Source organism: Mesorhizobium sp. LEGMi-168a, assembly GCF_058312955.1.
Genome location: NZ_JBZEGV010000018.1, coordinates 111,893 through 132,471, shown reverse-complemented (window position 1 = coordinate 132,471; position 20,579 = coordinate 111,893). Strand labels below are relative to the sequence as shown.

The following is a 20,579-nucleotide window of genomic DNA, read 5'->3' as shown; positions in this document are numbered from 1 at the left end:
CACAAAACGAAGCCGCTCATCCATGATGCCAGTCTCTCGCCAAACCATCGCCGGTCCTCCCGGCTAACGAGAAAACTGTCACCCATCCAATCGGTCCATTCCGTTACCTATCTATCCGGTTCGGACACGCGCCCTTTCTCCCCGTCACTATACGGGGAGAAATGTCCGGCAGGACAATGAGGGGCAGCGCCAACATATCGAAACATAATCACTGTGACGGGCGCTAAATCACCGTGATAGGCATTAAAACCTCAGGCGATTGCTCTGCCTACCTTTGGCGGATTTCCACCGCCGCCATGGGCTGATAGGCTGGCGTGTCCCGGGAGGAGACGGTGATGGCGATCAAACTCGACGAGCTCATGAACGCCAGCAATCTGCGCAAGACGCGCAGCTTCATTGCTCCGATGGACGGCAGGGCGCATGTCTCGGGCGACCGCTCGGTGCCCTTGCTCGACAAGACCATTCCGGAGCTTTTTTCCGATACGGTGAGCAAATACGCTACGCTCGACGCCGCCGTCTTCGTCGGCCAGGACAAGCGCTTCACCTGGAGCGAGCTGTCGGACACGGTCGACGCTTTAGCCGCCGGCTTCCTGGCGCTTGGCCTTGAGAAAGGCGACCGTGTCGGCATCTGGTCGCCCAATCGCTGGGAATGGCTGGTGACGCAGTTCGCCACCGCGCGCATCGGCCTGATCCTGGTCAACATCAACCCGGCCTACCGGCTGACCGAGCTCGAATATGCCCTCAACAAGGTCGGCTGCCGAGCGCTGGTTACGGCGGTCCAGTTCAAGACGTCCGACTATCTCGGCATGATCGAGACGCTGGCGCCGGAGATCGTCACCGCCGAGCCCGGCAAGCTCAAGGCGAAGAAGCTGCCCGCGTTGAAAATCGTCATCCGCATGGGCGACGACAATTCGCCCGGCATGTTCAATTTCGGCGATGTGCTGGCGATGGCCGGACGCGACGAGCATGACAGCCTCGACCGCATCTCCGAAAGCCTGAAGCCGAATGAGGCCATCAACATCCAGTTCACCTCCGGCACGACGGGCGCGCCGAAGGGCGCGACGCTCACTCATTTGAACATCGTCAACAACGGCAATTTCGTCACCTCGGCCATCAAGCTCACGGTCGACGATCGGCTTTGCATCCCGGTGCCGCTCTATCACTGCTTCGGCATGTCGATGGGCACGATGGGCTGCGTCACCAAGGGCGCGACCATGGTCTTTCCAGGTGAAGGCTTCGATGCCGGTGCCACCTTGAAGGCGGTGGCGCACGAACGCTGCACCGGCCTCTATGGCGTGCCGACCATGTTCGTCGCCATGCTCGACCACAGCGATTTTTCCACCTTCGATCTCTCCAGCCTGCGCACCGGCATCATGGCCGGCTCGCCGTGCCCGATCGAGGTGATGAAGAAGGTTGTGTCGCTGATGAACATGTCGGAAGTGACGATCGCCTATGGCATGACCGAGACCAGCCCGGTCTCCTTCCAGAGCAGCGTCGACGATCCGCTGGAAAGGCGCGTCTCCACCGTCGGCCGCATCCATCCGCATGTCGAGGTGAAGGCGATCGGCGCCGACGGCGCTACTGTCGCGGCCGGCGCGCCGGGCGAGCTCTGCACGCGCGGCTATTCGGTGATGAAGGGCTATTGGGACGATGCGGAAAAGACCCGCGAGGCGGTCGACGCCGAAGGCTGGATGCACACCGGCGACCTCGCAACCATCGACGCCGAAGGCTATTGCAACATTGTCGGCCGGGTGAAGGACATGGTCATCCGCGGCGGCGAGAACGTCTATCCGCGCGAGGTCGAGGAATTCCTCTACCGCCATCCGAAGGTCAAGGAAGTGCAGGTCTTCGGCATCCCCGACACCAAATATGGCGAGGAGCTCTGCGCCTGGATCGTGCTGAAGCCGGGTCAGATCGCCACCGCTGAGGAAATCAAGGCCTTCTGCGCCGGCCAGATCGCCCACTACAAGGTGCCGCGCTACATCCGCTTCCGCACCGAATTGCCGATGACGGTGACCGGCAAGCCGCAGAAATTCCTGATGCGCGAGGCCATGGTCGAGGAGCTGGGGTTGGTGGCGCAGAAGACGGCGTGAGCCGGCAATACGCCTTACGGATGAGCAGGGCCGACGCCAGGGCGAAACCGACAGAAAACGGGCTATCGACTAGCTACAAATGATGTATTCCCCGGTCTGACCGGCGCGTCTAGGCTTCGTGGCCCCAAAATCAAAATATGAATAATGTGTCGGCAAGCTTTGCGCTATGCCGCAGGAATCCCGTGCCCTGGCAAGGTGGGGGGCCAAAATGGCAAGTTCGGAAACACTGCATCGCCTGAACAATCTGGTGAGGAGCCCTCGCGTCAAATTCGCAGCCGCCCTGGGTGCGGAACTTCTTGGGTTGCGCTATACCATCATCAGGCTCGACCCGGTGAACGCCTGCAACCTGCGTTGCGGCATGTGCTTCTTTTCCAATGATCGCTGGCGTGCGGAGAATGCGAAGGGCCGCCTGACCAAAGGGGACCTTGAGCGCATCGCCGCCGAGCTCTTTCCGCAGGCGCTGCAGGTGCATTTCGGTGCATCCATGGAGCCGACCATGTTCAAGGATTATCCCTGGCTGGTCGAACTCGCGACGCGACACCGCGTTCCTTTCATCGGCTTCACGACGAACGGACAGCTTCTGACCGAGCAAGGGATCCGCCGCCTGTCGGAAGCCGGCCTGGGCGAAATCACCATCTCGACACATGGCACCGAAAAGGCCACCTATGAAGCGCTGATGCCGGGCGCCTCCTTCGACAAGCACCACGCCGTGCTGAGCATGCTCGCCAAGGTGAGGGAGGGCGGCAGGAAGCCGCGGTTGCGTCTCAATTTCACCGTCAATCCGGACAATCTCAGGCAGGTGAAGGATCTGATCAAGATCTATGGCGAATACGGTCCCGATACGATCCAGATCCGCCCGGTTTTCGATTTCGGCGGCACGTCATACCGCAATACCGATCTCTCTCACCACCTGACGGCCTATAGGGAAGCCGTTGCAGACCTGGTTGCGGCGAGCAAGGAGAGGCACATCCGCATCCTCGCCAATACGAAAGACCCAACGCACCAGAAACCGAACATATCGGCCCATGTCTATCGAACGGCATTCCTGCGGCCGGTCTCGGCGACAAAAGTTTGGAATGACGATTTTTCCTGGCGCCTGGAGTCGCTCGACGAATATTCGGACCGCACACACTGGAAACGTCGGCTTTTCCGGCACGTGCTCCGGCCGTACCCGCAAGGCAAGTTGCCGCTCTCCCAAACGGCAGCAACGCAGGTCTATTGAAGGCGTCACGCGCAGCCACGCGCTGCACCCGCTACCGCTGTCCGCCTCGCGCTGCGCCACAGCATTTTCTGCAAGGGGCATATTGTTACATTTTGAGTTTTTTTTTACATTTTGTGATTTGCACGATACCGCTAACGGGGCTCTGGTGGGTGCAGGCTTTTCTGGCTTCAGGCGTTTGGGCAAAAAGGGCGGGGGTGTGAAAGGGGGCCAAGCATGGCCACGAACACCATTGTCTTGAGCGGCGACTATGGCTACCACCAATATAAAGCAACCGGTCTGCCCGCCGACACCATAATCGATGCCACCAACGCCTCGTGGATCGTCGCCAATCAGGGAAGTCCAACCAACCTCTATCCCTTCGCGATCGTCAGCCCCGGCGACAACTTCCTGGCTTTCGGCGGCACGATCAACGGCACGGTCTCCCAAACCGCCGACTGGGAGAGCATCTACATCAACTCCGCCGCAGTCCGTATAAATTCAGCCCACAGCTTTACCATCGACGACTGGACGATCACCCAGCCCTGGGATGGCATCCGGGTCGGCGGCACTGGCACCTTCCTCATCGAGGATAGCTATGTCGGCAACTCACGAGACGACGCGGTCGAGGACGACGACGTCATCGGCGGCACCATCAAGGATTCCCTGTTCGACCACGTGTTTTCCGGAGTGAGCCTTGGCGACGGTGACGTGGATGGGTCTGACAACTCGGTTACCATGGATGGCATGCTTCTGGGCATGGGAGAGTACCTTCGCAAAGGCGTGATAACCCACGGCTCGCCATTCAAGCTCGACAACACCACAGGCGCTAACGATATCTCGCCCAGCCTGCACTTTGTCGACTGCGTGGTGGCGATCACCGACGTTCACCACAACGGCCAGGGGCGGCTGCAGCACGCCTGGGACAAGACGGTCGAGTCGCACGGCAATTACTATCTCAACCTCTCTGACGAGCCGCTGCCGGCGGATTATCCAATGCCGCCCGCCGGCTGGACGGTCCTTCAAGGCCAGGCGGCCCGCGACTACTGGGCCCAGGCCAAGGCGGCCTGGCATGCAGCCCATGACGGGACCGACCCGATACCGTCACCTCCGACCGACCCGACACCGTTACCTCCGACCGACCCGACCCACGGAACGACCGGGAACGATACTTTTGTCGGCACTGCCGCGGCCGATACCTTCGATGCCCTGGCTGGCGACGATACACTGCGGGGCCTGGGTGGCAACGACGTGCTGACCGGTGGCAAGGGCGAGGACGTCTTCGTGTTTGACACGGCCTATGGCCCCGGCAATGTCGACACGCTCACCGACTTCGACGCGGAACATGACTCGCTCTATCTCGACAATGCCGTCTTCACCAAGCTCGGCTCCGGTTCCTGGTCCAGCCCGACGCGGGTGAACTCGTCGTATTTCGAGCTGCGAGACCACGCCACCCACAGCAACGATCACCTGCTCTACAACCGGGCCACGGGCGTTCTGTACTATGATCCCGACGGCTCGAAATCGGCCCCCCAGGTGGAAATCGCCCACCTAGAGCCCGGGGCGGCACTCACCTATCACGACGTGTTCATCGTTTGATCGCTCATGCGATCGCGCCATGGCACGGCGAAGGGCTGGCGAGTTCCACTTCGGGTGGGGTTGAAGGCCGCAGCAGGCAGGATAGGGCCTATCTTTCCCGGAAGGCACGCTGGAACGAATCCACCAGCGGCTTGGTCAAATAGGTCAGAAACGTTCGCTCGCCGGTTGAAATGAAGGTTTCGACCGGCATGCCTGGGTAGATTTGCTCGGGCTTGACCTGCGGGGGCAGCTTATCAGCCATCTTGAGCCGCACGGTGTAATACGGCTGTCCAGTGCTGGGTGTGATCAGCCGGTCCGCCGAAATGTAAAACACCTTTCCGGACACCTTTGGTGTTGTCCGCGCGTTGAGGGCTGTCAACATCATGTTCGCGCTTTGGCCGACCCGGATAGCATCGATGTCTTCAGGCTTGATCTTTGCCTCGATGATAAGTTCATTCGTGGTCGGCAGAAGCTCCATTGCAACCTCGCCGGCACGGATGACGCTGCCTTCGGAATTGTAGAGCGAGCGAACAATGATGCCGTCCACCGGCGCACGAATGGTCGTCCGCCACAGGACCGATCGAGCGGCGTTGATCTGTTCCTCAAGATCCGCCACCTGCGCCTGGGCTTTGTTCAGTTCCGTGACGGCATCCTCGACCCGGCTGGTTGTAAGTCTTTCAATCTGTTGACGCGCTTCCACGGTCTGGGTCGCCGAGCTGGCGATTTGCGCCTCCAGCGATCCGGCCTGACCTGCCAACTCGGCGGTGCTACGCAGAAGATCGGTGTATTCAGAACGATTTGTCAGTCCCTTTTCCAGCAACTGCTTCTTGCGTTCCGCCTCGGCATTGACGATCGCGAGCTGGTTTTCCGCAGCATCCTTCTGCGCCCTCAAGCCGGCAACGGCTTCCCGAAGGGCTGCTACCCGTTGCCTCAGAATCTCCTGCTCTGCGGCATAGCGCGCCAGCCGAGCCTGGAACTCCTTGGTTTGCTCTGCAAAGACGTCACTGAATTCGGGCGCGTCAGAGTAGGCGCCTAGATCGCGGGGCAGGACGATTTTCTCCAGGCCGTCCCGTTCTGCCTCGAGCCGCGCGATTTCAGCTTTTTGTGCGACCCACTGTTTGAGGACCCGGTTGAGCTGGGACTGCGCCACCGTCGGATCGAGCACGATCAGGGCCTGGCCTCGTAAGACTCTGTCACCCTCTCGGGCCTTGATGCTGCTGACCACGCCACCTTCGAGATGCTGGATCATGACATTCTGTCCAGCTGCCGCGACCACTCCCGGCGCGATCGTTGCTCCGGCAATCGGCGCCATTGCGCCCCAGAATCCGAAGCCGAGCAAGAAAACGGACACGCTTGCATACCCCGCCAGCGTGATCCGATCCGTGCGTGTATCGACGTTGCGCTGCCAGCGATACGTCTTGGCGCCGATGGTTTGGCTAGGAACCGTCATTAGCGACCTTTATCTCCCCGCGAGCAGATGACGGGAAAGGCACCACTCCTTCGCTGCTACGCGGCTGAGAGGCTGCGGGCCGCCCCGCTTGGCCCCGTCGCGTGATAAGTCTATCGAGCACGTCCTTGGTCAAGCCGTAGATCTCGATCTGGCCACTGCGCAGCATCAATATGCGATCGCATTTGGAAGCGAGAGAGGGCCGATGGGTTATGACGAGCACAGTCGTTTTTCGTGAACGCGCCTGGATGATCGCCCGCTCGAGCGCGGCTTCGCCGTTGGAATCGAGATTTGCATTGGGCTCGTCGAGAACCAGCACCTTGGGATCGCCGTAAAAGGCGCGAGCAAGCCCGATGCGCTGACGCTCGCCACCCGAAAGGCGAACGCCCATCGGGCCGATCAGCGTCGAATAGCCATCCCTCTGACCCAGGATGAGCTCATGCACTTGGGCCCGCTGGGCTGCCTGGACCAATTTCTCGTCGGGCGCATCCGGTTCGAAACGCGCGATATTTTGGGCAATGGTCCCCGGGAAGAGTTCCACGTCTTGCGGGAGGTAACCAATATGGCGGCCGAGTTCTTCCGGATCCCAGTTTCGAATATCGCCGCCGTCGATCCGGACCGCCCCCGAGCGGGGCTCGATGGCACCGACGATGAGGCGCGCCAGGGTCGATTTTCCAGCCTGGCTCGGCCCGACGATCGCGACTGTTTCGCCGGCGGCGACTTCAAAGGTCAGGCGCTTTATCAGCGGCAGCGACCCGTCGGCCGCGCCCGGAAGATGATAGACTATTTGATCCACGCTTAACGCTCCTTGAGGAGCCGGCAATGCTACGTTTTCCTGGTCGTCCGGTCCGGATCGGAGAGCCGAAAGCCTCTTCCATGCGAGATTGGCGTCGATGATCTGCCGCCAACTGCCAATGATCTGATCAAGAGGCTGCAGAGCGCGCGCCGAAATCATCGAGGACGCAAATATCATACCGGCGGTCATCTCGTTGTGCAGAACCAGATAAGCGCCGACCCCCAAAATCGCGATCTGCAGTGTCGAACGAGCGGTGCGGGATACACCGCCGTAAAATGCATTGATGCGAGCGAGCCCATCCGAGGCGTGCAGAGAGCCGGAAAAACGGGTCCCCCAGAACTCTATCGCGTTGGACACCATGCCAAGTGCGCGAACGGTTTCGAAGTTTCGGGCGAAGGCCTGCGCTGAATTCATTGAGGCGTTGAGATTCTCCGCCATCTCCTTGCCAGGTCGCGAACTCGCGAACTGGTTCAGCATGGCGATGGTGACCATGAGAACCGCCCCGACGACCGTGACGAGGAAGAGCAACGGATGGATGAAATAGAGCAGGCCCACGAAGATTGGCCCGAAAGGAAGGTCGAAGAGAAAGAAAATAGTTCTCGAAGCGATGAAAACTCGCAGCGTGGCCAAATCGCGCAAGGCTTGGACATCGCCGAGGCCCGCCCGGGGGCCACTCATTGCGGCGAGAAAAGACGATGTACCCAAAGAGACATCCAATCGCGCGGCGAGCCGGCTTGCATATACACCCCGCACGACTTCGAGCACGCCAAAGAGCAAGAGCGACGAAAGCGCAAGCAATGTCAGGTAGGTGAGAGTGTCCAAATTGGCGGCTGGCAAAACCCGATCATATACCTGCAGCATGTACAGAGGCAGAACCAGCACCAGTGCGTTCATCACCGCGGAGAAGAGGCCCATTTCGGCCACGCTTTTCCACAGCTCCCTTCTGTTCGTGTAATTGGGCATCCCCGAAATCGCCTCTTGGGGCCAAGCGATCACATTAGGAAATCTTTATATATCATGCCAGGCGGCCGCGCTATCGGTAGTGTCCCAGTTTGAAACATTCCGAAATGCAATATGCATTTCACATCGGCCCGACCTCCTATATGCTTGGCGCAAAAGCACGGGGGGAAACGGTGTGTCCCGAGAGCGTGACGTGCATATGTGGCGCGAAGCCGGGAAACTTGCGGTATCTGGCGACTATGAAGGATGGCTTGCCATAGAGTGGGAGCTTCGTAGCAGAGGATTCCCACGCGCCAAGCTGCTGTTCGATAACGACCGGATCCGCGAAAAGCTTGATGATATTTGTAAGCGGGCACAGCAGCAACGCGCCGATGCCGACCGGACCTAAAGGCCAGAAGCGCCCCGCCGACATCAGCCGGCTACGCCAAGCATCCGCTACCGCCGCCCGCTTCGTCCCTCCGATGGCCTTGGCGCCGAGCCCGGTTCCTCGACGAGCGGGCCGAGCAGCACTTCGCCGAACAGCGGCTGGTAGCTGCGGCGCACCGCCGGGTCCTCCTTGAACGACAGCGCGTACTGGCCGATCTGGTGGAAATAGGTGATGCGCGCTCTAACCAGGCTTTCGTCCGGCGAATAGCCCATGGCGCGGAAGGAGCGGACGAGCAGCGTGATGCGCAGGTCGTCCATATCCTTCACTTCCTGCGCCAGCTTCCTCGACGTCCGCGACCAGTCGCGCACGGCAAGATCGAGCAGCGGGCTGAACGGGTCCTCGTCGACCCACACATGCACGATGTCGGTGAAGAACTGCAGGCCGTCCACGTCGTGCATCTCGCGCATCGCCCAGAAGGGCGCGCAGTTGATGTTGCGCCATTCCTGCAAGAGCCCATCGCGGAGATCGGCGAGGCTGGTGAAGTGGAAGTAGAAGCTGCCGCGCGTGACCTTCAACTGCTTGGACAGGCGGTCGATCTTGACCTCGGCGATGCCGCGCTTTTCCAGCACCTTGCGCGCCGCCGCGATCCAGGCCTCTCGGCTCAGCGTCTGCCTCGCCGTCGTCGATCTGGCTCGCGCTCCGGACGATCGTTTCGTTTTTGCCAAGGCGGCATCCGCTTTCAACTGCTTCCAGGCCTCCATGGCGGCCGGCGCATGACCCCGAAAATCGGAATCGATTTTCGGGAAGGAATCATGCGCCAATCAAAGTGCTACAGCGTCCTTTGTGCGTCCGAAAGGACGCCCGGCGCTGTAGCGGCAATTCGCCGAGCCGTCCTTGATCAAGCCGATGTTTGCCCGCTTCGCAACCCGCTACCGCCGCTGTCCACTGTGGAACCCGATGTTTACGGCAACGCGCTGATCCGCTGCAGCATGAGTTCGAAGAATGGTGTCGGCTCGATGCGGCGCAGCACGTTGCAATTCTTGCGCCGTCCGGTGACATGCCACCAGTCGACGACGGTCATGCCGATCGTCTCGGGCGAGACGATATCCACCGTCACCGCGCATTGGCGCTTTTCGTAGATCTCCGGCGCCAGGAGATAGCCGGTGACGCAGGCGTCGTGGATCGGTCGCCCCGGCGTGCCGAATTTGTGGCTGCCGTACTGGCGATAGAAGTCGGCGAGGTTCGCGGCCTCGATCGCGGCCCTGCTGCCGGTGGCGCGCAAGCGGTCCAGCCATTCCAGCGTCATCATCGCGGTGTAGGTGCAATCGATGCCCGCCATCGTCAGCGGCACGCCGCTATCGAACACTTTGTGCGCCGCATGCGGGTCGACGAAGATGTTGAACTCGGCGGCGGGCGTGGCGTTGCCGCCCTCGAAGAAGCCGCCGCCCATCAGCACCACTTCGCGCAGGCGCGGGATGATCTTCGGCTCCATGGTCATGGCCATCGCCAGGTTCGTCATCGGGCCCAGCGTGCAGACGGTAAGCTCGCCCTCCGGCGCATCCATGATCGCCCGCACGAGATAGTTGACGCCATGCTCGCTCTGCAGCGGCGTCACCGGTTCGGGGAGATCGGCGCCGTCGAGCCCGGTCTTGCCGTGCACATATTCGGCCGTCATCAGCGTCTTCACCATCGGCCCGGGGCAGCCGGCATAGACCGGCACGTCGGGCCGCCCGGCGAGCTCGACCACCTTCAGCGCGTTCTTCGAGGTCAGCGGCAGCGGTACGTTGCCGCCGACCGTGGTGATGCCCACCACCTCGAGTTCGGCCGGCGAGCCGAGCGCGAACAGGATCGCGAAGGCGTCGTCCTGGCCGGGATCGGTGTCGATGATGATCTTGCGTGGTGCCATGTCGTGCCTGCCTTCGAAAGCCTATTGATGAGCCCGTTCGGATGTGTAGAAATACAGTACTGTATCTTATGTTCAAGACAGGGTGATCGAAAATGGGCGAACGAGAGCGCGGCGACTTTTCCGAAATTCCGATCCTCGACGTGTCGGCTCTCTACGGCGCCGACGAGGACGCGATCTGGGCGACCGCGGCGACGCTGCGCCGCTATCTCGAGACGATCGGCTTCCTCTATGTCGTCGGCCATCCGATCCCGCGCGCCGATGTCGAGGCGGTGCGCGAGGCGAGCAAGCGCTTCTTCGCCTTGCCGGAAGAAGAGAAGCTCAAGCTCAAGATCGACAGGAATTTCCGCGGCTACCTGCCGTTCGCCGGCTCGACCATCGTCACCTCGTCGGTCGCGACCGTCAGCAAGCCGAACCAAAGCGAGTCGATCTTTTTTATGCACGAGGTCGGCGAAGACGATCCCAGGGCTCTCGCCGAAAAGCCGCTGCAGGGCCCCAACCAGTGGCCGGACGAGGCGGCGCTGAACGGCTTCCGGGAAACCATCGAGCGCTATGTCGACGAGATGGGCACGCTCGCCCGCAAGATGGTCCGCGCCATCGCGCTGTCGCTCGGCCTGCCCGCCGGCAGCCTCGACCGCTATTTCGAACAGCCGACCACATTTCTGCGGCTGCTGCACTACCCGACGCAGCCGCAGGAAGAAGGGCTGTTCGGCTCGGCGCCGCACACCGACTACGGCTTCATCACCTTGCTGGCACAGGACGACGTCGGCGGCCTGGAGGTCAAGAACAAGGCGGGCGAATGGGTGCCGGCGCCGCCGATCCCGGATTCCTTCGTGATGAATGTCGGCGACATCCTGGCGCGCTGGTCGAACGACCAGTTCGTCTCGACGCCGCACCGAGTGATCAACCGGTCCGGCCGCGAGCGCTATTCGCAGCCCTTCTTCTTCGATCCGTCGATGGACGAGACGATCGAGGCGCTGCCCGTCTGCGTTCCGGCCGGCGCCAAGCCGAAATACGAGCCCGTGCTCTATGGCGACTACCTGATGGAGCGCATCGACAAGAACTACCACTACCGCAAGAAGAAGGCCGCCGAGACGGCAAGCGCGTAAAGCGAACCGGATCGGCGCCGGCCTGCAGGGCGGCGCCGAGGCGATTGAGAGACTGCGATCACCGAACAAGCAAAAAAGGGGAACGACGATGAGAACACATCTGCGCATGGCCGGCATGGCGCTGGTCGCACTTGCAACGGCCTGGAGCGGCTTTTCGAAGGCAGCCGAGATCGCGAAATCGGCGGAGGTCCAGCAGAGCGGCACGCTCGCCGTCGCCAACACGCTTGACTATGCGCCGTTCGAATATCTCGATGCCGACGGCAAGCAGACCGGCATCATCATCGAATTGGCCGGCGAGGTCGCCAAGCTGGTCGACGCCAAGCTCGACATCCAGCGCACGCCGTTCCCGTCGATGATCCCCGGACTGGCGGCCGGCCGCTTCAAGATCGCCTGGGAGACCTTCTCGGCCACGCCCGAGCGCCTCAAGCAGGTCGACTTCGTCATGTTCCTCAAGGCGGGCCTTGCCGTTTCGACCTCGCCCGACAAGAAGGCGAGCTTCAGCGGCGACACGCCGCTTTGCGGCAAGCGCATCGGCGTCTCGGCCGGCAGCGCGTCGGACTTCCTGGTCGACAAGCTCGGCAAGGAATGCGCCGACAAGGGCCAGGCGGCGATCGAGAAATCGGTCTTCAACTCCTCGACCGACATCGTCCAGGCGGTGCTCTCCGACCGCCTCGACGCCCGCATGGATGATGCCACCGCATCGAGCTACTTCGAGGTGACCAGCAAGGGCCAACTCGTCGTCCTGCCGACCCTCTACGACGTCGCGCCGCTGGGCCTCGCCATCGCCAAGGACGACAAAGGCACCGCCGACATGATGGTCGCGGCGCTCGCGGAGCTGTTCAAGAACGGAAGCTACAAGGCCGTTCTCGAGAAATACGGCATGGGGGCCTATGAGATCAAGGAGCCGTATTTCGTCAACGGCATGGATGCGCTGCGCGCCGACTGACGCGCGTTTCCGAGAATCGGCATCGATTTTCGGGAAGGATCATGCGCAAATTCAGCGCAAATTGTTTTGCGCGCCCGGCCGGGCGCGCGGGCGTTTTGAACGGACATCGGCGTCCGATAGACCGGACGCCTGGCAGGATTAGGAGATCTGCGATGGGCGTGGCCCACCCGACCGAGATGAGCGTCGAGCCGGGCGCCGCCGCCGCGGTGGCGCGGCTCACTGTCGTGCCGCAGCGCCGCTATGGCATCTGGGTCGGCACGGCATTCGCCTTGCTGCTGGCCTTCCTCATCGTGCGGGCCTTTGCCAGCAACCCGGCCTTCGCCTGGGGCACGGCCGCGGGCTACGTCTTCCATCCCTCGATCATGCGCGGCCTTTCCAACACCTTGATCCTCACCGTGGTGATCATGGCGCTGGCGATCGTCATCGGCACCGTCATCGCCATCATGCGCGTGTCGCCGAGCCCGGTGCTGCGCGGCTTCGCCGGCGTCTATGTCTGGTTCTTCCGCGGTGTGCCGGCGCTGATCCAGCTGATTTTCTGGTTCAACCTGTCGCTGCTGGTGCGCGAGGTCTCGCTGACCTTGCCGTTCCTCGGCACCATCTTCTCCGCCCGCACCAACGATTTCATGACGCCGTTCTTCTCGGCCGTCGTGGCACTTTCGCTCTGCGAGGCGGGCTATATGGCCGAGATCATCCGCGCCGGCATCAAGTCGGTGCCGTCGGGCCAGGCGGAAGCGGCGAGCGCGCTCGGCATGCCCTACCGCATGATCCTGAAGCGCATCACGCTGCCGCAGGCCATGCGCTTCGTGCTGCCGCCGACCGGCAACGAGGCCATCAATCTGCTCAAGATGACATCGCTGGTGACCTTCATCGCGGTCGACGATCTGTTCTATTCGGCCCAGAGCATCTATGCCCGCACCTTCGAGACGATCCCGCTGCTGATCGTGGTGGCGTTCTGGTACCTCGCGGTGGTCAGCATCATGTCGGTCGGGCAGCATTTCCTCGAGCGCCATTTCGGCCGCAGCGACACGCGCCGCGATCCGCTGACGATGTGCGCGCTGCGCAACGCCATCAGCCTGCGTGGCATTGCCCGATGAGCGACGTGAAGTCCGAGAACCGCGCCCGTTTCGGCGTGCCCGCCGATTCCATGGTGTTCGCGCGCGGCGTGCGCAAATCCTATGGCCAGCTGGAGGTGCTCCAGGGCATCGATCTCGATGTGCCGGCAGGCTCGGTCGCCTGCATCATCGGCCCGTCGGGCTCCGGCAAGAGCACCTTCCTGCGCTGCATCAACCATCTGGAGAAGATCAGCGGCGGGCTCCTGCTCGTCGACAGCCAGTTCGTCGGCTACGACCTCAGGGACGACAAGCTCTACGAGGTCAAGGACGATCTGCTCTGCCGGCGGCGCGCCGAGATCGGCATGCTGTTCCAGTCCTTCAACCTGTTCTCGCACATGACGGTGATGGAGAACCTCATCGAGGCACCGACGCAGGTGCGGCGGATTGCACCCGACCAGGCGAAGGCGGAAGCCGAGGTCCTGCTCAAGCGCGTCGGCCTGCTCGACAAGGTCGACCGCTACCCGCGCGAATTGTCGGGTGGCCAGCAGCAGCGCGTGGCGATCGCCCGCGCCATGGCGATGAAGCCGAAGGTGTTGCTGTTCGACGAGCCGACCTCGGCGCTCGATCCCGAGCTCGTCGGCGAGGTGCTGCAGGTCATGCGCGATCTCGCCGAGAGCGGCATGACGATGGTGGTCGTCACCCACGAGATCGGCTTTGCCCGCGAGATCGGCGACCAGCTCGTCTTCATGGACGGCGGCGTGATCGTCGAGCGCGGCGCGCCGCGCGAGATGATCGCCAATCCGCAATCGCCGCGCACGCGCGAGTTCCTGTCGCGGGTTCTTTGAGATCGGTCGTGAGCCGGCCAAATCGACCACCACAAGCGCGGCGCCGCGCATCGCTTGAAGAACTCGAACGCAGGGGACAGACTTGCCCGCTTCGCACTGATATCGGCCGAGGTGCTTCCCCTGGGCTTTTCCGCTAAGTTCGCGGAAACGCAGAGGGCTTCAATGACTGGATTCGGACGGTCGGTGACTTCCTACACGATGCCGTTGGCCGCCCTGGTGATGGCTGTCGCGGTCAGAGCCAGCGGCCTTTCGGTGGACGAAGGTTCGCTGAACGTCAGGGTCGTTGTTGGAGCGCTGTCGACCGCGATCATGTTCACCACCATTTTCGTGGTGCTCGACCACGCCGAGGCCGTGGCCCGGCGCGTGGGGGAGCCGTACGGAACGTTGGTGCTGACCTTTGCCGTGACGGCGATCGAAGTGTCGATCATCGTTTCCATGATGCTGCATGGAGAGAACAACCCGACACTGGCACGGGAGTCCGTTTTCTCGACGGTGATGATTACCTCAACCGGCGTCGTCGGCACGTGTCTCACGCTTGGCGGCTGGCTTCATCGCAAGCAGGCGATCCTTCGGCAAGGGACCAGCGCATACCTGTCGGTTCTGATCGCGCTGACCGTCATGACGCTTATTCTCCCGACCTACACCAGAACTACGGATCCCGGCACGTTTTCGGCAGCCCAGCTTGGGTTTGTGAGCGTCCTTTCAGTGCTGCTCTATGCAAGTTTCGTGTTCGCCCAGACCGTCCGGCACCGGGAGGACTTCGTCCAAGGAGAGGGGCACGACGTTTCGATGCGAACTGCCTCTCACCGCAGCATTTCCGTCAGCGCCCTGCTGCTGTTGGGCGGGCTGATCGGAATTGTCATGCTCGCCGAGCAGGTGGCCGCAAGTGTCGAGGATACGCTCGTTGCCTACCAGGTGAGCCAGGCTGACAGTATCGTGGGGGCTTTGATCGCGGGGCTGGTTTTGATGCCGGAGGCCATTTCGGCGGTTCGCGCTTCGCTCAACAACGAGCTGCAGCGCGGCTTGAACGTTGCGATGGGTTCGGCTTGCGCCACGATCGGTTTGACCATACCGGCCGTCGCGGCCGCCAGCCTGCTGACGGGCAGAGGATTGACCCTAGGGCTTCCGGCGGCTGACGCGGTGCTTCTGGTCTTGGCGCTTTTCATATGCAGCGTCAGCTTCAGCACCGAAAGAACCACGTTCCTGACAGGCATGGTCCATGTTGTGGTGTTCTTTACCTACGTGTTTCTGATATTCGTGCCGTGAGAGCTTTGGTGAGGCCGGCAATCGGGTGCAGAAAGATAGACGACCGCCGAGGTCAGGAACTGCCGTCGCGCTGGGCAAATTCCCAACCCCGACCTGCACACGTTGGCGCTTAGGCGCCAGTTGAACAGCCCTACGGACGCCTTGCTCCGACCAGGGGCTTGTCTCCGGCTGCGAACACCGCGCTCGCTTCGCTGACGATGGAGACGTGATCCCGCGCGGCTTTGCCTGCTCCCGCCGCATCGCCGCGCAGGATCGCTGTCACGATCACGTCGTGCTCCTGCCAGGATTTGGCGAGCCGTCCCGGCAGCATGAATTGGGCGCGGCGGAACGGGGCCAGCCGGCTCCGCGTCGTCATGGTCATTTCACAGATGTGGGCGTTGTGCGCGCCGCGATAGAGCCGGCTGTGGAACTCGGTGTTGAAATACTCATAGTCCTCCTCGGCGCCGAGCTGCACCATCCGCGCCGAAGCTTGATGCTCTATCTCTAGCGCGCGGCGCTCGGCTGCGGTCATGCGTTCGGCCGAGAACCGGGCGCAGATCGCCTCCAGCTCGGCCATGCTCTCGAACATCGAGGCCAGATGCTCCTGCGTCACCACCGCGACGATTGCGCCGCGGTTAGGCCGTCTTTCAACCAGGCCCATGGCGCTAAGCTGGCCTAGCGCCTCCCTGACCGGAGTGCGGGAAACGTCGAAACGGGCGGCAAGCGAGGTTTCGTCGAGCTTCTCGCCAGGGCGCAGGAAGCCGGTAACGATCCGGTCGCCGATCGCCCTCACCATCTGATCCACGGTCGTGCCCGACCTGATCAAGCTGCGCTTCCCCGACAAATCTCCTCCGTCCAGTCGTCTTCTGGAATCAGGCGGTACCGCCTTTTCGACTCGATACTAGCTCCCTATGCCTCAATTTTAATCTGCCTGTCAAATCGTCTATTTTCGAGGCAAAAAGTGCATGCAAATGTCTCCGGCATGAGCAGGTGCTTTTGGAGGTGACGTTGATTTCATTGAGAAAATTTTAGCAAATGAATTGGCACGGCGATTGCATGCACTTTTTTAAGGGCACATTAACCGACCCGGAAAGGGTCCTACAGGGGAGCATTCAATATGACCGCGAGATTCATGCTTAACCGCCGTGACCTGCTCAAGACCTCCGCAGCCGGAGCGGCGCTCGGCCTGGCGTCCGCAGCCTTCCCCATCAGCCGAGCCTTCGCTGCCTCCGCCACCGTCGGCTTCATCTATGTCGGGCCGAAGGACGACTATGGCTACAACCAGGCGCATGCCGAGGGAGCGGCGTCGCTGAAAGGCATCGAGGGCCTCTCCGTCGTCGAGGAAGAGAACGTGCCCGAGACCGTCGATGTCCAGAAGACGATGGAATCGATGATCAACCTCGATGGCGCCTCGCTGATCTTCCCGACCTCCTTCGGGTATTTCGATCCGCATATGCTCGCCATGTGCGCGAAATTCCCCGACGTGCAGTTCCGCCATTGCGGCGGCATGTGGAACAAGGACAAGCATCCGATGAATGCTGGCTCCTATTTCGGCTATATCGGCATGGGCCAGTACCTGAACGGCATTGTTGCCGGCCACACCACCAAGTCGAAGAAGCTCGGCTTCGTCGCCGCCAAGCCGATCCCGCAGGTCCTGCTCAACATCAATTCGTTCCTGCTCGGCGCGCGCGCCGTCGATCCGGCGATCACCTGCCAGGTGATTTTCACCGGCGAGTGGTCATTGGCGGTCAAGGAGGCTGAAGCCACCAATGCCTTGGTCGACCAGGGCGTCGACGTCGTCACTTGCCATGTCGACAGCCCCAAGGTGGTGGTCGAGACGGCCGCCGGCCGCGGCGCCTTTGTCTGCGGATACCATGCCAACCAGAGCCCGCTGGCGCCCGAAAAGTACCTGACCGGCGCCGAATGGAACTGGGCCAAGGTCTATAAGATGTTCGTCGACGATCTCATCGCTGGCACGCCGCTGCCCAATTTCACGCGCGGCGGCCTCGCCGACGGCTTCGTCAAGATGAGCCCGCTCGGTCCGGCCGTCGGCGAGGCGGCGCGCAAGCAGTTCGACGCCACTCTGGCCGAAATGATGAAGGGCGGCTTCTCCGTCATCAAGGGTCCGCTCAAGAGCAACAAGGGCGCTGTCGTTGCGACCGAAGGCCAGGCCTTCGCCGAAACCGCGATCGAGCTCGAAAGCATGGATTATCTCGTCGAGGGCGTCGTCGGCTCGACCGCCTGAACCCGACGGAGGCGGCAAGATGGCAGACACGATCGCAGGTGCCGGCGTGCCCGCGACCTTCGGCGCCAAAGCCTATCCGGCGGCGCTCGAGTGGGTCGCGCGGCGGGCCGAGGCTCTGGTCATTCCGCTCGCGGCGCTGATCGTCGGCATGGCTCTGTTCAGCCTGTTCATAGCGCTGGTCGGCAAGTCGCCGGTCCAGCTCTATGAAACGATGTGGCGCGGCGGCTTCGGCTCGTGGTTCTCGGTCCAGAACTCGCTGTCGCGGGCCGCGCCCCTGCTGCTGGCAGCACTTTGCGTGGCGCTGCCGGCCCGGCTCGGCCTCGTCGTCATCGGCGGCGAGGGCGCCATCGTGCTCGGCGGCGTCGCCGCCGCTGCAGTCGCCATGGCGCTCAATGGCGCTCCCTCCTTCATCGTCATTCTCGTCATGGGCGTGGCGGGCATGGCCGCCGGCGGCATCTGGATCGGTGCCGTCGGCGCGCTCCGCCATTACCGCGCCGTCAACGAGACCATCTCCAGCCTGTTGATGGCCTACATCGCCATCGCCCTGATGAACCAGCTGGTCGAAGGGCCGCTGCGCGACCCGGCGTCGCTCAACAAGCCCTCGACCCAGCCGCTGGCCGACATCTACCGCATCGGCAACATGCCGGGCATGGAGGTGCATTGGGGCCTTGCCGCCGGCGTCGTCGCCTGCGTCCTGTCCTGGGTGCTGATCGAGAAGACCCGCTGGGGTTTCGCCGCCCGCATCGCCGGCGGCAACGTCAGGGCGGCGCAGGTGCAGGGGCTTGCCGTCGGCTCGCTGATCGTCGGCTTCACCGGCCTGGCCGGCGCCTTTGCGGGTTTGGCCGGCATGTTGGAGGTCGCCGCGGTGCAGGGCAGCGCCAACGCTTCGCTCGCCGCCGGCTATGGCTACACCGGCATCCTCGTCGCCTTCCTTGCGCGCCACAATCCGCTGGCCATCATCCCTGTCGCCTTCCTGCTCGGCGGCATCGACGCATCGGGCGGGCTGATCCAGCGCCGCATGGATCTCCCTGACGCCACCGTGCTGGTGCTGCAGGGCATGCTGTTCATCGTCATCCTGTTCAGCGAAACTTTCTACGGCCGCTTCAAGGCCTTCAATCCCGATCTCTGGCGAAGGAGCAGCTGATGGACGGCACGGAGATCGGCCTCTGGGGCGTGCCGCTCGCCATCCTCGGCGGCGCCATCCGCGTTTCCACTCCCTTCATCTTCGTCTCGCTCGGCGAAGCCATCACCGAGCGCTCCGGCCGCATCAACCTCGGTCTCGAAGGCACGCTGGTGTTCGGCGCCATGAGCGCCTATGCCGTGGCGGTGATGACCGGATCGCCCTGGCTCGGCCTCATCGCCGCCGCCTTTGCCGGCCTCTGCTTCGGCCTTTTCCACGGCTGGATCTGCAAGTTCCCGAAGGTCAACGACATCGCCATCGGTATCGCCATGATGCTTTTCGGATCGGGCCTCGCCTTCTTCTTCGGCAAACCGTTCATCCAGCCTTCGGCGCCCGACCTGCCGGCCATTCCCTTCGGTGCCTGGTCGGACATCCCCCAGGTGCGGGCAGCCCTCGACGTCAACGTGCTGTTCCTGATCGGCGCGGCACTGGCGGTGTTCCTGTGGTGGGCCTTCCGCAATACGCGCTCCGGCCTCATCGTGCGCGTCGTCGGCGACAGTTCCGATGCGGCGCGCGCCATGGGCCTCAACCCGAACACGATGCGTCTCGCCGCCACCGGCGTCGGCGGCGCGCTGGCCGGCATCGGCGGCGCCTACCTGTCGCTCTACTACCCCGGCAGCTGGACCGAGGGCATCTCGTCGGGACAGGGGCTGATGGCGGTGGCGTTGGTCATCTTCGCGCGCTGGAACCCGCTCGGCTGCTTTGCCGCCGCCCTTCTGTTCGGCGGCGCCGGCGCGCTCGGGCCGGCGCTGCAGTCGGTCGGCGTCACCCAGGGCTACTACCTCTTCTACGCCGCCCCTTACATCCTCACCCTCGTCATCATGATCGCCACCTCGTCGCCGAGCCGCTCGCTCGCCGGCGCGCCGTGCGAACTGTCGATCACCAAATGAGACCGGAGTTTTTGCCATGAACGCCAGAGCCGGGATCCATCAGCGCCACATCGACGCCGACCCCTATCCATGGCCCTACAATGGCGATCTGCGGCCCGACAACACGGCGCTGATCATCATCGACATGCAGACCGATTTCTGCGGGCCGGGCGGCTATGTCGACCACATGGGCTACGACCTGTCGCTGGTCAGGGCGCCGATCGAGCCGATCAAGTCCGTGCTGTCGGCGATGCGCGCCAAGGGCTACACCATCATCCACACGCGCGAGGGCCACCGGCCCGACCTCGCCGACCTGCCGGCCAACAAGCGCTGGCGCTCGCGCCGCATCAATGCCGGCATCGGTGATCCCGGCCCTTGCGGACGCATCCTGGTGCGCGGCGAGCCGGGCTGGGACATCATTCCGGACCTCTATCCGGCCGAGGGCGAGCCGATCATCGACAAGCCGGGCAAGGGCTCGTTCTGCGCCACCGACCTCGAGCTGATCCTCAACCAGCGCGGCATCGCAAACATCGTGCTCACCGGCATCACCACCGATGTCTGTGTCCACACCACCATGCGCGAGGCTAACGACCGCGGCTTCGAATGCGTGATGCTGGAGGATTGCTGCGGCGCCACCGACTACGGCAACCACCTCGCCGCCATCAAGATGATCAAGATGCAGGGTGGCGTCTTCGGCGCCGTGTCGAACGCTGCCGCTCTCGTCGCCCAGCTGCCGTGAGGATCGG

General features: G+C 62.7%; 18 protein-coding genes. 13 read left to right on the top strand and 5 right to left on the bottom strand.

Features of this window, described 5'->3' with window-relative positions:
* Positions 1–335: 335 nt before the first annotated feature.
* The 3 genes from AC4FWB_RS22380 (at position 336) to AC4FWB_RS22370 (ending at position 4,890) form a co-directional block, all read left to right on the top strand.
* Complete coding sequence (locus AC4FWB_RS22380; RefSeq protein ID WP_491028417.1) at positions 336–2,093, top strand: AMP-binding protein; 1,758 nt, start codon at positions 336–338, stop codon at positions 2,091–2,093.
* 208 nt (positions 2,094–2,301) lie between these two features.
* Positions 2,302–3,315: a radical SAM protein gene (locus AC4FWB_RS22375; protein WP_491028416.1), complete on the top strand. Its 1,014-nt coding sequence runs from the start codon at positions 2,302–2,304 to the stop codon at positions 3,313–3,315.
* 213 nt (positions 3,316–3,528) lie between these two features.
* A complete protein-coding gene (locus AC4FWB_RS22370; RefSeq protein ID WP_491028415.1) occupies positions 3,529–4,890 on the top strand; it encodes a hypothetical protein in 1,362 nt (453 codons plus the stop codon).
* A gap of 88 nt (positions 4,891–4,978) precedes the next feature.
* Here AC4FWB_RS22370 and AC4FWB_RS22365 read toward each other — a convergent pair whose 3' ends face one another.
* Positions 4,979–6,319, bottom strand: coding sequence for an HlyD family type I secretion periplasmic adaptor subunit (locus AC4FWB_RS22365; protein WP_491028414.1), 1,341 nt, complete (start codon positions 6,317–6,319; stop codon positions 4,979–4,981).
* Complete coding sequence (locus AC4FWB_RS22360) at positions 6,306–8,075, bottom strand: type I secretion system permease/ATPase (protein ID WP_491028413.1); 1,770 nt, start codon at positions 8,073–8,075, stop codon at positions 6,306–6,308. Before AC4FWB_RS22360 ends, AC4FWB_RS22365 begins: the two co-directional genes overlap by 14 nt.
* Positions 8,076–8,265: 190 nt before the next feature.
* Between AC4FWB_RS22360 and AC4FWB_RS22355 the strand changes: the two genes are divergently transcribed.
* Positions 8,266–8,460: a hypothetical protein gene (locus AC4FWB_RS22355; protein ID WP_491028412.1), complete on the top strand. Its 195-nt coding sequence runs from the start codon at positions 8,266–8,268 to the stop codon at positions 8,458–8,460.
* A 47-nt stretch (positions 8,461–8,507) separates the two neighbouring features.
* Here AC4FWB_RS22355 and AC4FWB_RS22350 read toward each other — a convergent pair whose 3' ends face one another.
* Positions 8,508–9,182: a TetR/AcrR family transcriptional regulator gene (locus tag AC4FWB_RS22350; protein ID WP_491028411.1), complete on the bottom strand. Its 675-nt coding sequence runs from the start codon at positions 9,180–9,182 to the stop codon at positions 8,508–8,510.
* Between the two features lie 218 nt (positions 9,183–9,400).
* Complete coding sequence (locus AC4FWB_RS22345) at positions 9,401–10,345, bottom strand: nucleoside hydrolase (protein WP_491028410.1); 945 nt, start codon at positions 10,343–10,345, stop codon at positions 9,401–9,403.
* A 92-nt stretch (positions 10,346–10,437) separates the two neighbouring features.
* Here AC4FWB_RS22345 and AC4FWB_RS22340 point away from each other — a divergent pair, with 92 nt between their 5' ends.
* The 5 genes from AC4FWB_RS22340 (at position 10,438) to AC4FWB_RS22320 (ending at position 15,560) form a co-directional block, all read left to right on the top strand.
* Positions 10,438–11,451: an isopenicillin N synthase family dioxygenase gene (locus AC4FWB_RS22340; protein ID WP_491028409.1), complete on the top strand. Its 1,014-nt coding sequence runs from the start codon at positions 10,438–10,440 to the stop codon at positions 11,449–11,451.
* 88 nt (positions 11,452–11,539) lie between these two features.
* The gene (locus tag AC4FWB_RS22335) at positions 11,540–12,397 is read left to right on the top strand and encodes an ABC transporter substrate-binding protein (protein ID WP_491028408.1); all 858 of its coding nucleotides are present in this window, start codon (positions 11,540–11,542) and stop codon (positions 12,395–12,397) included.
* Positions 12,398–12,549: 152 nt separating this feature from the next.
* Positions 12,550–13,491 carry an amino acid ABC transporter permease gene (locus tag AC4FWB_RS22330; protein WP_491028407.1) on the top strand — a complete coding sequence of 314 codons (942 nt, stop codon included), beginning with the start codon at positions 12,550–12,552 and terminating at the stop codon, positions 13,489–13,491.
* A complete protein-coding gene (locus AC4FWB_RS22325) occupies positions 13,488–14,294 on the top strand; it encodes an amino acid ABC transporter ATP-binding protein (RefSeq protein WP_491028406.1) in 807 nt (268 codons plus the stop codon). The genes AC4FWB_RS22330 and AC4FWB_RS22325 overlap by 4 nt, the downstream gene beginning before the upstream one ends.
* A 183-nt stretch (positions 14,295–14,477) precedes the next feature.
* Complete coding sequence (locus tag AC4FWB_RS22320; RefSeq protein ID WP_491028405.1) at positions 14,478–15,560, top strand: calcium:cation antiporter; 1,083 nt, start codon at positions 14,478–14,480, stop codon at positions 15,558–15,560.
* Between the two features lie 130 nt (positions 15,561–15,690).
* On the opposite strand, the gene AC4FWB_RS22315 is transcribed toward AC4FWB_RS22320, so the two are convergent.
* On the bottom strand, positions 15,691–16,365 hold the full coding sequence (locus tag AC4FWB_RS22315; RefSeq protein WP_491028404.1) for a GntR family transcriptional regulator: 675 nt from the start codon (positions 16,363–16,365) through the stop codon (positions 15,691–15,693).
* 291 nt (positions 16,366–16,656) lie between these two features.
* On the opposite strand from AC4FWB_RS22315, the gene AC4FWB_RS22310 reads away from it, so the two are divergent.
* The 4 genes from AC4FWB_RS22310 to biuH are packed head-to-tail and all read left to right on the top strand — an operon-like array spanning position 16,657 to position 20,572.
* Positions 16,657–17,784 carry a BMP family ABC transporter substrate-binding protein gene (locus tag AC4FWB_RS22310; RefSeq protein ID WP_491028403.1) on the top strand — a complete coding sequence of 376 codons (1,128 nt, stop codon included), beginning with the start codon at positions 16,657–16,659 and terminating at the stop codon, positions 17,782–17,784.
* Positions 17,785–17,803: 19 nt separating this feature from the next.
* Positions 17,804–18,928, top strand: a complete 1,125-nt coding sequence (locus AC4FWB_RS22305) for an ABC transporter permease (RefSeq protein ID WP_491028402.1) — start codon at positions 17,804–17,806, stop codon at positions 18,926–18,928.
* Complete coding sequence (locus AC4FWB_RS22300; protein ID WP_491028401.1) at positions 18,928–19,854, top strand: ABC transporter permease; 927 nt, start codon at positions 18,928–18,930, stop codon at positions 19,852–19,854. The genes AC4FWB_RS22305 and AC4FWB_RS22300 overlap by 1 nt, the downstream gene beginning before the upstream one ends.
* 16 nt (positions 19,855–19,870) lie before the next feature.
* Positions 19,871–20,572 carry a biuret amidohydrolase gene (gene biuH, locus AC4FWB_RS22295; RefSeq protein ID WP_491028400.1) on the top strand — a complete coding sequence of 234 codons (702 nt, stop codon included), beginning with the start codon at positions 19,871–19,873 and terminating at the stop codon, positions 20,570–20,572.
* The last annotated feature ends 7 nt before the right edge of the window (positions 20,573–20,579 follow it).